At 47.6% G+C, this 7,903-nt stretch carries 14 protein-coding genes; all 14 read left to right on the top strand.

The annotated features are described in order from the left end of the window. A partial coding sequence (locus M2277_RS26175; protein ID WP_280756007.1) for a replicative DNA helicase occupies positions 1–867 on the top strand: 867 nt, incomplete at its 5' end. 13 nt (positions 868–880) lie between these two features. Next, positions 881–1,264 carry a hypothetical protein gene (locus M2277_RS26170; protein WP_280756006.1) on the top strand — a complete coding sequence of 128 codons (384 nt, stop codon included), beginning with the start codon at positions 881–883 and terminating at the stop codon, positions 1,262–1,264. Then, complete coding sequence (locus M2277_RS26165; protein WP_280756005.1) at positions 1,248–1,682, top strand: hypothetical protein; 435 nt, start codon at positions 1,248–1,250, stop codon at positions 1,680–1,682. Before M2277_RS26170 ends, M2277_RS26165 begins: the two co-directional genes overlap by 17 nt. A 5-nt stretch (positions 1,683–1,687) precedes the next feature. Then, a complete protein-coding gene (locus M2277_RS26160) occupies positions 1,688–2,302 on the top strand; it encodes an HNH endonuclease (RefSeq protein WP_280756004.1) in 615 nt (204 codons plus the stop codon). A 15-nt stretch (positions 2,303–2,317) separates the two neighbouring features. After that, positions 2,318–2,737 (top strand): hypothetical protein, encoded by a 420-nt coding sequence (locus M2277_RS26155; protein WP_280756003.1) that lies wholly within the window; start codon positions 2,318–2,320, stop codon positions 2,735–2,737. Beyond that, a complete protein-coding gene (locus M2277_RS26150; protein WP_280756002.1) occupies positions 2,734–2,979 on the top strand; it encodes a hypothetical protein in 246 nt (81 codons plus the stop codon). Before M2277_RS26155 ends, M2277_RS26150 begins: the two co-directional genes overlap by 4 nt. Then, positions 2,976–3,173, top strand: a complete 198-nt coding sequence (locus tag M2277_RS26145) for a hypothetical protein (protein ID WP_280756001.1) — start codon at positions 2,976–2,978, stop codon at positions 3,171–3,173. The genes M2277_RS26150 and M2277_RS26145 overlap by 4 nt, the downstream gene beginning before the upstream one ends. Before the next feature lie 14 nt (positions 3,174–3,187). Beyond that, entirely contained in the window at positions 3,188–3,565 is a 378-nt protein-coding gene (locus M2277_RS26140) for a hypothetical protein (RefSeq protein ID WP_280756000.1), read from the top strand. Between the two features lie 439 nt (positions 3,566–4,004). Continuing rightward, a complete protein-coding gene (locus M2277_RS26135) occupies positions 4,005–4,196 on the top strand; it encodes a hypothetical protein (RefSeq protein ID WP_280755999.1) in 192 nt (63 codons plus the stop codon). A 3-nt stretch (positions 4,197–4,199) separates the two neighbouring features. Continuing rightward, positions 4,200–4,550: an HNH endonuclease gene (locus tag M2277_RS26130; RefSeq protein WP_280755998.1), complete on the top strand. Its 351-nt coding sequence runs from the start codon at positions 4,200–4,202 to the stop codon at positions 4,548–4,550. Further along, positions 4,540–4,845: a hypothetical protein gene (locus M2277_RS26125; protein ID WP_280755997.1), complete on the top strand. Its 306-nt coding sequence runs from the start codon at positions 4,540–4,542 to the stop codon at positions 4,843–4,845. Before M2277_RS26130 ends, M2277_RS26125 begins: the two co-directional genes overlap by 11 nt. Beyond that, on the top strand, positions 4,845–5,369 hold the full coding sequence (locus M2277_RS26120; RefSeq protein WP_280755996.1) for a hypothetical protein: 525 nt from the start codon (positions 4,845–4,847) through the stop codon (positions 5,367–5,369). Before M2277_RS26125 ends, M2277_RS26120 begins: the two co-directional genes overlap by 1 nt. A 181-nt stretch (positions 5,370–5,550) precedes the next feature. After that, on the top strand, positions 5,551–6,150 hold the full coding sequence (locus tag M2277_RS26115; protein ID WP_280755995.1) for a terminase: 600 nt from the start codon (positions 5,551–5,553) through the stop codon (positions 6,148–6,150). Further along, positions 6,143–7,900, top strand: coding sequence for a terminase large subunit (locus tag M2277_RS26110; protein WP_280755994.1), 1,758 nt, complete (start codon positions 6,143–6,145; stop codon positions 7,898–7,900). Before M2277_RS26115 ends, M2277_RS26110 begins: the two co-directional genes overlap by 8 nt. Positions 7,901–7,903: the final 3 nt, after the last annotated feature.

The following is a 7,903-nucleotide window of genomic DNA, read 5'->3' as shown; positions in this document are numbered from 1 at the left end:
GATAAGAAGCTAACACGTATACGCGATGTTATGAGGGACCACGAGGACGAATTAGAGGTCCGTAGTCAGTCCCAAGGTATAACTGGTGTACCAACATGCGGAGCGGACTTAAACAAGCTCACAGGAGGCCGACAAAAAGGAGATTTGATCATCGTGGCGGCTCGGCCCAGCATGGGGAAGACGGCATTCATGTTAAATGGGTCCGTAGCTGCTGCAAACGCTGGATTTGCCACTGCTATTTTCAGCCTAGAGATGCCAGCGAGGAAACTTGGTGAAAGAATCATAGCCAACATCGGGAACCTGGACAGCACCCTTTTACGTACAGGGGATCTTGGACCAGATGAATGGCCTAAATATACACAAGCCCGCACCATTCTGGATGAGATGCCGATTTACATTGACGACACAGCAGGGATCACGATTCAGGAGATTGCATCCAAGGTCAAGCAATTAAAGAAAGTCCATCAAGATTTACATGTTCAGATTGATTATCTACAGCTGATCAATTCCGGGAAAAAATTTCAGAGCCGGGAGCAAGAGGTTTCATACATCAGCAAAACATTGAAGCAGATTGCGCGGGATAATGATTGCCCTATTGAGTGCTTATCTCAGCTCAGCCGCGGAGTGGAGCAGAGACAAGACAAGCGACCGATGATGTCCGACTTGCGGGAATCTGGTTCCATCGAACAGGATGCCGACGAAATTGATTTCCTATACAGAGATGATTATTACAATGCCGAAACGGAGAAAAAGAACATCGTTGAAATCATCGTTGCTAAGGGACGTAACACCGGAACAGGATATGCCGAAATGATCTATCTTAAAAATTTTAGCCGCTTTTGCGATCTGCATCGGATTCATTATTGAATGAGGTGATAGCATGGAAACTTCTTTTTCCCATAGTGAGGACTCGGAAGAAAATGTGCGTCTCATAATTAGGTATCACAAAATCTTTCTTAGACAACTGGAAGGCGCTAATAAAGATGGCCAACTTGACGATTTGACATATCAGAGGTTAAAGAATGTAAAATGCACCGCCCAAACTAAACAAGGAATTTATGATCATTTTGACCGGCTCTTTAGGGAGCTGGTCGAACATTACCAAGAACGACTAAGGAAACGAATATATAAAGGCGCTCAAATGCTGGATTCCATGGGTAAGAATCATCCGAATTATCAGAGTTACATGAAACTGTATGATGAGCTATGTGAAGAGCTGAAACGAAGCGAAGAAAGGGGTGCTAGCCTTGGAAATATCGGCTAAAGAAGCAGTCCAGCAGCTCCACGATATTTTTAAATCCGTTAAGGAAAATTACGAACAGAACATTGAAGAAATCTCTTACTGTGATAGCGAATATCTCGATTTGAACCACGCCCTAGAATTCTTTGACGCTGATCAAATAGGGCATTTAGAGTTGGTCAGTCAGTTACAAGAGAATCGCAGGCGGAGACGAAAGGCAAAGGATGAAAACGAAAGGCTTCAACCGCTCTATGAACTGGTGACCCAAAAGAAGGAACTTGTAAACGAGGTTAACAAGGGGCGTCGTACGATCCAAGGGATCATAAAGACACAGGCGGGCCGGAGGTACACACCGCGGGTCCGCTCGGACCTCCAATCCATTTTCGATGAAGTAAGAGCAGCGAATCAGAATACCTCTACCATTCAAGATAATGGAGTGTGAGACATATGGCATTCGCAAAAAAGAAGAAAGAAATCGCCCCATGGCGGCAAAACATCCTATCGCATCATAAAGGGCGTCCATCCCGGGCGGATCGGGCGGAGTTCCCGGCAAGTGTGGTGAAAGAGCTGATCAAGGAAGCGGGTGGGCGCTGCCAGTGCGGCTGCGGCCGGCCGGATACGGAAACGCACCATGTCATGCCCCGGACCCGAGACGGTCGCGGCGTCAAAACGAACGGCATGCGAGTGAATGGCATCTGCAATCAACGGTTTCACGCAAATGAGGAAGAGCTGCAGCACTGGATCAATATCTATACGGAACGTCACGGTCCATATTTTTATTATGACGATCAAGATTGGGAAGAGTATCGCCGGAGAGAGAACGCCGAATTGCAATTAGCCGAAACCCAGCGCCTGAAAGAGGAACGTTTAGAACCGGTAATGACATTATTATCATCCGCTGCAGGAAGGCAGCTTAGAGCGAAGGAGAAACGCCTTATTGAATCCCTTCCGGACAAACAAATGAACGTTCTGGCGGATTTGATTGTGGATGTGGTAAACGGTGTGCAACAGGCAGCCGGTTATTACCCAAATCACGGATACGGCCATTATTTCGAGGATTAGGGGGAGTGATTGGGAATGAGTAAAGACAAGCAGAAAATAAAAAAAGGCGACTCGGTAATATTGCGAGACGGTTCTATACATGAGATATCAAGCATTCAGGACGTTCATAACCGTTATCAGCTTGTCGGGGTTAGCGGATGGCAGAATGACATCGATTCGTTGGTATTGGTTCAACCGGGCTCAGCATATCGATATTGGCAACTTCAAGCCGCTGCGGCCAAAGAAGAAATAGCCCGTATCAACTGTGACTATTATGCAGACAAGCAGCGTTTTCACAATCAGGCCCGGGAACTGGAAGAAGTGAAAGATCGCGAGCAGAAGCTAAAAGAAAGGTTAGAGGATATAAAGGAGCACGCAATGTGGAGTAATAACGAGATTTTCGTCATTGCACGAAATATATTGGATGTCCTTTATCCGAAGGAGAGGGAGCAATGACCGAAGAAACAAAAGCAGAAATCATGGCCTTCTGGCAAAGAATCAAAAAGGTTGTGTATGAGCTGATAACCCGTATTAAAGCCTTCATAAAAAAAATCATTATGGATTTCGTTCATTACTGCTTAGAATACGAGACATTGAAATCAAAGGCGAGGATATACCTGCAGACCAAAAATCGGAGGATAAAGCGCAAGCAATTCAAGTGGCTGGTGAAGGCAGTGTTTGGAGGTCGAATGGCGTGAAAGTAAAAGCTCAATCCTATTGGGTCTGGACTGCTAAAGCACAAGAGAAGAATCCTAAATACTCAAGGGCGGGCGATCCGATTTGGCCGGATTACAAACATGAAGCACCGTCTGAATGGGTAGAACAAGGTTTAATCTGTGACGCATCGGAGGTTGAGAAGGAAGGGCAGGCGGATCTATTTGAGTACATTTAAAAAGGGGTGACCCTATGGGGACGGTGGAGCAAATGGAACTATTCCCGAGCGCTACGGCGGATGAAATCAAATATGTGCGGCAGCAACTAAAGAAATATCCCGAGATGCGCCGTACAATCTCTGTACTGAGTAAGAAGCCCGCTTTAAACGACATTGAACAGAAGGTATTAGCTAAATACACCCGCAAGACAGAGGCAATCGAAACAGCCATTCAATGCATACTGGATGACGAGATAAGAGAGATTATGCATTATCGATTTATAGAGAGTCATGAACGGTGGGCGGCAGTATCTAAATGGAGTCGGTTCACCGATCGTTCACTAGACCGGAAAGTTCGGGAGGGTGTAGAGGCCATTGCCGGAACATTGAAACTGACTCATGATATTGATTGAATTCATGTCTGTTTTACGTCTGTACCGCGTCGCCTTTATAAAGTAGTAAAACATTAAAGTAGGGACATAGAGCTAAACGCTCGGGTGTCCCTGCTACCCCTTATCGTCGCAGGACTCGACTGTGCTGAAAAGGGAGCCTTACGGCAATCTGGAGCGTTTATCGCGGCGGTATGGATGCGGGGAAGGAGGTAAGATCACTCCAAACGCACTCCGCCCGGGCGCGATATAAATACGGGCTTTCAATATGGCCTTCATGGTATTGGTAGGTTCGAATCCTGCAAAGGCCTTTAGAATCGAATAAACTTTCAAAGGATGAGTCGCTATAATGGCGGCTCTTTTCTTTTTTGGCCGAAGGGCATCAATGCGACTGAATAATCCCAGGCGTAAGCCGAGGGCCGGATAACAAGGTTTTATTATTTCTCATGAAAGGGTGACTGAGATGTATGAGGAAATGGTATTTACCCGTGAAGCCTTAAACAGTGCAATGGATGCATTGGATAGGCTAGGCAAGCAGTATTATATCGAGAAGTTCAATAATAATGCAGAATCGGAAGAGGATAGTGACCAATTATTCTTACCAAGAAAGAAGGCCCCGCATTTATACGACCGTTGGATTATAAAGGAAGTGTAACAAGTGGCTCTGAAAAAGTTCTGCCGTCACACAGGCTGTAAGCAACTAACCACAACCGGTTACTGTGAAGACCATCCAAAGCAATCCTATGACCGGAAGCGGGGCACATCAGCGGAGCGGGGATATGACCATAAATGGAGAAAGGCCCGTAAGGAATTCTTACGAAAGAACCCGGTATGCATCGACTGTTACGAAGCGGGGAAATTGACTCCCGCTACTGACGTGGACCATGAAGTGCCACACCGCGGCGATCCAATATTGTTCTGGGATAGAAACAATTGGCGGGCTCGCTGCCACAGTCACCATAGCCAAAAGACGGCGAGAGAAGATGGAGGGTTTGGTAATGGCGGTTAAACAAATTGACATATTCAAATGGTCGATAACGGGCGTACGAGTAACAGGTCCCAGAACGTCAGTTATCGAGATATACATACCGGGCACCAACAATAGGGACCGAATAGACGTCAAACTGAATGCATGGGATAGGATGCGCGGTGTATCCCTTGAAGACAAGACAGTGGCTGAGCTTAAGAAGTGGGAACGAATTTGCGCAATGAAGAATGCTGAAATAGAGCGCTGCCGTGCATCGGAGAAAATCATATCAACGCGGCACCGGCAATGGGATGGTAAAAAGGAGAGTGATTACTGATGCAACAGGAGCGGGAGTATAAGGGGTTGGCTGATGTAGAGTTAAAGGTCAATGTCCAGTTTGCGGGATGGTATGAAGTCTTGATCCAGAAGATGGGCGGTGCCTTACAAGGTGCGGTTAATGCTGGCATGCCTGTTGATCTTGCAACAATGGTGTTTAAAGACAGTCTGAGCGATGTCCTTAAACACGCGCTTGTGATTGATAAAGGGGCTAACAAGTCGGATACATTGAGCATAGAGGACAGGATCAGGGACGCCTTGAATGATGGGCAAGAATATCAGGTTGTTCACTATAAGCGTGGTGAGGGAGCCACAAAGGCCATATTGAAGATAGCAAAGGAGCGCAGGGACATTCTCGTTGCTGACTACAAGACCCGTTACAATCGATGGCCCGATGGGGTGAGCGGAAAGATACTTATCATAGATGATCTGCCAGAAGCAGAGGCACGAGGATGGAATACTATTGCCGGAAGAATGAACCGAGTCATCTATGTGAAGAGTTGCGATGAAGTGCATACCTCATAGGAACGAATCTAAGGGGGCATAGAGGCGTCCGTGTCTCGACCCTCCCGAACACACGTCCAAGGGCGCACAAGGGGGAGGGGGGTCAAATCTCTGCGGTCCTTTGCTTAGTTGACCGCGTCCCCCTTATTTCGCGTAAAAACTCGTTTTATGAAATTCTCAGGGATTCAGGGAGGTGAACCCGATGGGACGGAACGGAAAACCGATTGATCTGCACCTCGCAGCGGGGAATCCGAACCGGCTGACAAAAGAACAAATTCGGCAGCGGCAAGAGAGTGAAATCAAGCTCGGGAAAACGGAGCTCGACAAGCTGAAACCCCCGGAATACGTAAAGAGTGACACCATCGCCTATAAGCAGTGGAAGGATTGCTTAAAGGAATACAAGGCAGCTTCCCAACAAGGTGTGGACCTTTTAACGTCTTCTGATGTGGGGCTTCTGGCGATGTATTGCAAGACGTATTCTGAATATGAAAAGCTGCTAAAACAATATCAACGCATCGAAAATATAGCGATCAACGAAGACATTTTGAACGATTATTTCGAAAAAATGGAGGGTATCGAGGAATTTGAAGGGCGGGCGCAGCTGTACCTATCACAGCTCGCCTCCATCGAAGGGATCTTGAAGATCGAGACGGCCGTCAACAAGAAAATGGACATGCTTCTGAAAATGCAGGACCGTCTTTTCCTGAATCCTCTAGCGAAGATCAAAAACGTACCGAAACCGAAGGAGAAAGAAAAGCCTGCAAGCAAGTTCAGTAAATTCGGGGGCGGCCGGGGTGTATAGCTCCCAAATCTATCCTTACAACACCGTAACCGAGCTTGACCGGGTCACAGCGTATGCCAAGGAAGTGGTTTCTGGCCGGATTATTGCAGGTGAGACGCAGAAACAGGCCTGCGAAAGGCACCTTAGGGACCTTGAACGGCAAGGGACGGACGATTTTCCATTTGTTTTTGACCCGGACAAAGCCCATGAAATCATTGATTTCGCGGAAAGCTTGACGCTTGCGGAGGGGGAAGAACCCGAACCGCTCAAATTATGGGGCTTCCAGGACTTCATTTTCGGTAGCTGGAACGGCTGGCTGAACATGGAAGGGTACCGGAGATTCCGCACATCATATGTTCAGGTTGCCCGGCAAAACGGGAAATCGCTCGGGAACGCGGTTCCGGCCCTGTTCTACGGGAATTTTGACGGCTATAATTACCCGCAAGTATATTGCGCGGCCACTAAAGAAGATCAGGCGCGCATTGTTTTGAAGGAATGTCTTAAATTCATCAATGCCGACCCGGAACTCGGGGGCAGCAAGTATGAAGAGGGGCTATTCACTTCCAAAGAATATAAAAGTACGATTCTCTGCAATATTACCCGCGGGGAAATCAAGGCGATAGGTCGAGATACCGAGACAATTGACGGTTTCCGGCCTTATTTTGCGTCGGTCGATGAATATCACAAGCACAAGACGAATCAAATGTACAAGCTTCTGACTGGCGGCCAACGCAAACTAAAACAGTGCCTAACCTCCATCATCACAACCGCCGGATTCGACCTGAACCTACCATGCTATGAGGAATACGAGTATGGGAAGATGATTCTGGCCGGGCTCCATGATGACGAAACGCATTTCGTCTTTATCTGTGAGCTGGACAAAGGCGATGACATTTGGGACGAAGCGAACTGGCCGAAGGCGAATCCACTCTGGACCGAAGAAACGCTTTCCAGTTTGCGCGGCGATGCCATTAAAGCGAAGAAAAAGCGCGGCGCCGATCTCCGGGATTTCATGACAAAGGGCCTGAACATCTGGGTACAATTCGCAGATAACCAGTACATGAACATGGAGCACTGGAAAAAAAGCGAGTCGGACACCACGCTGGAAGCCATGCGCGGCCGAAGATGTTATCTTGGGCTCGATCTTTCATCAGGCGGTGACCTGACGTCTGGGTGCTTGGAGTTTCCGCTCGATGACGGGGAGCACCGGAAATATTATCTGCATTCGCACAGCTTCATGCCTGCGGGCAGGGTTGACGAGCATATTCAGTCCGATGACGCCCCTTATGATATATGGATCACGGACGACTTAATCACCGTCACCGAAACCCTAGGCGGCGTGAAGACGGATTATAAATACATCATCCGATATTACAAGGATCTCATTAAAAAATACGATTTGAAATTGGAAGGCATCGCTTATGACCCACATAATGCGGATGCCTTTTTGTCTGATTTGGAAGAGTTCGGCGTGGATTGTGTGGAGATCGTACAGAGCGCCCGCAGCCTGAACGATGCGACCGTTGATTTCCGCTTGGAAGTCGAAGCGGGCAACGTGAGCTACGATCGGGAGAACAAGCTGCTGACGTGGTCCATGGTTAACGCTAAAACCGTAAGCAACAGTTTTGGTGAAATTAAGATCGATAAGGATCCAAAAGCCAAAACCAAGCGGATTGACCCAATTGACGCGGTCATCAATGCCCACAAGCTCTGCATGGCGAACAAAACCAAACGTTCCGTCTATGAGGATAGGGGCGTACGGACCATTTAATTC

The organism is Paenibacillus sp. LBL (assembly GCF_029893715.1).
Taxonomy (GTDB): domain Bacteria; phylum Bacillota; class Bacilli; order Paenibacillales; family Paenibacillaceae; genus Paenibacillus_AQ; species Paenibacillus_AQ glucanolyticus.
Note: the sequence above shows the minus strand (reverse complement) of the source record. Positions and strands in the feature narration are given on the sequence as shown.